General features: G+C 59.5%; 1 protein-coding gene and 1 pseudogene. One reads left to right on the forward strand and one right to left on the reverse strand.

Features of this window, described 5'->3' with window-relative positions; genetic code table 11:
• A pseudogene (locus tag ABX749_RS30550) lies at positions 1 to 370 on the reverse strand (hypothetical protein); the annotation flags it as partial.
• Positions 371 to 519: 149 nt separating this feature from the next.
• Here ABX749_RS30550 and ABX749_RS30555 point away from each other — a divergent pair.
• Entirely contained in the window at positions 520 to 1,989 is a 1,470-nt protein-coding gene (locus ABX749_RS30555) for a Gfo/Idh/MocA family protein (RefSeq protein ID WP_372899364.1), read from the forward strand.
• Positions 1,990 to 2,174 lie beyond the last annotated feature (185 nt).

The raw sequence follows: 2,174 nt of genomic DNA on the forward strand, positions 1-2,174 counted from the left end.
CCCACTCGGGAGGTTGATTGTTGGGGTTACGGAGCCGAACGCCGGTGCGGCCGATTTGCACCGCGTGTTCGGCCCCCACTTCGTCGGCAATCTTGACCGCTTCCTGACTGCACACCCCGATCGCCCCCGCCGGGCCGGCATCCGCCATCGCTTCCATCAAACGTCCCGACAGACGCGTGAACAAGGCGTCCTTGGCGGCAAGCATCGCCGCTTTGCTTTCCTCGCTCGGCATCGCCCCCTCAACGATCGACAGGGACGGCTCGCCAGTTGGTGTCTGATCCGTCACCGGTGTCGTTTTCGTTCCCGTGCATCCGGTGGCCGTGAACAGCAACAGCAATAGCGCTGATGTTGGATGGTGCGTCCGTTTCATGCTTGCGATCCCCCGCGAGTTGGATGGAGTGGAGACACCGGGACCGCCGGATCTCAAAAGACCCTGTTCTATCGCAAGTTCGCGAGATGTCAATCCTTTTAACTGAATGCAAATTGCCGCAGCGGAACGTCGCGAACGACGATTCAAGAATGCCTATAATGCCGATGTTCGGATTCACGCGTTCCATCGCGCCCTACCCACACGGAGCAACGGTTGTGAGCAACAAGACATCCAGTGATCATCAGACTTCCGAGCTTGAAAAGGTTGCAGTGGCGCGGCGGCGATTGCTGCAAGCCGGTGCGGCGTCGATTGCCTACGGTGCGCTCGGTGCCAATGCGTTTGCGGCAGCCGATCGTCCGGTCAAACGCGTCGGGCTGATCGGCGCGGGCTGGTACGGCAAGAGTGACCTGTGGCGGTTGATTCAGGTGGCACCCGTGGAAGTCGTTTGCATCTGTGACGTCGACCAACGGATGCTTGATGAGGCGGTTCAGATCGCCAGCGAGCGTCAGTCGTCCGGCAAGAAACCGAAGACGTACGTCGACTACCGCCAGATGTTGAAAGAAAATCGGCTGGACATCGTCGTCATCGGCACGCCAGATCATTGGCACGCGTTGCAAGCTATCGCGGCGATGGAATCCGGTGCGGATGTTTACGTCCAAAAACCGATCAGTGTCGACGTATTGGAAGGCGAAGCGATGGTCGATGCGGCACGGCGGCTGAACCGTGTCGTCCAAGTCGGTACCCAACGCAAGAGCACCCCGCACCTGATCGATGTGAAGAAACAGGTCGTCGAAGCGGGGCTGTTGGGCAAGATCGGTCATGTCGAAATGTGCTGTTACTACCACATGCGGGCCAACGGCAATCCCGACGTGATGCCGGTGCCGGATCATCTGGATTACGAAATGTGGACCGGTCCGGCGCCGCTGAGACCCTATGACGGGTTGCCCCACAAGCGATGGTGGCGAACCTTTACCGAATACGGCAATGGCATCACGGGCGACATGTGCGTCCATATGCTTGATACCGCCCGCTGGATGCTGGGGCTCGGATGGCCGAATCGCATCGCATCGACCGGCGGCATCCTGGTTCAAACCGACGGCAAGTCGAACATTGCCGACACGCAGAGCGCGACGTTTGAGTTCGATGATTTCAACGCGCAATGGACTCACCGGACCTGGGGCTCGCCGACCGATCCCGATTACCCGTGGGCATTGTTCATCTACGGGGACAAGGGCACGTTGAAGGCCAGCACGATGCGGGCCGACTTCATCCCGCAAGACAAACGTTCCAAGCCGCTCCATTTCGATTGTTTCTTCGAACGCGAAAAGTACCCCGAAGACTTGACGGAGAAGGACATCGAACTGAACGCTGCGCCGGCAACGCGATTACACATGCTCGATTTTCTCGAGGCGATCGAGAACCGAAGCCGCCCAGTGGCCGACATCGAAGAAGGCCACATTTCGACGGCGAGCTGTATATTGGCGAATCTGTCCATGCGGTTGGGGGGGCGCCCGCTGGAATATGATCCGAAGCAACGCGTGGTCATCGGCGATGAAGAAGCGACACAGATGCTGAGGCGAGAGTATCGCGCCCCGTGGCAGCATCCGTTTAATGGTTGAAGATCGGCTGACGGCCAATACCGCGAACTGCATCCGCTATCTGTTAGCGGCACGGCGCGAGCCCTCCGGTTCTTTGTTAGCGGCAGGGCGCGAGCCCTCCGGTTCTTTGTTAGCGGCAGGGCGCGAGCCCTCCGGTTCCTTGTTAGCGACAGGGCGCGAGCCCTCCGGTTGATTGTTAGCGACAG

The organism is Stieleria sp. (assembly GCF_041595215.1).
Taxonomy (GTDB): domain Bacteria; phylum Planctomycetota; class Planctomycetia; order Pirellulales; family Pirellulaceae; genus Stieleria; species Stieleria magnilauensis.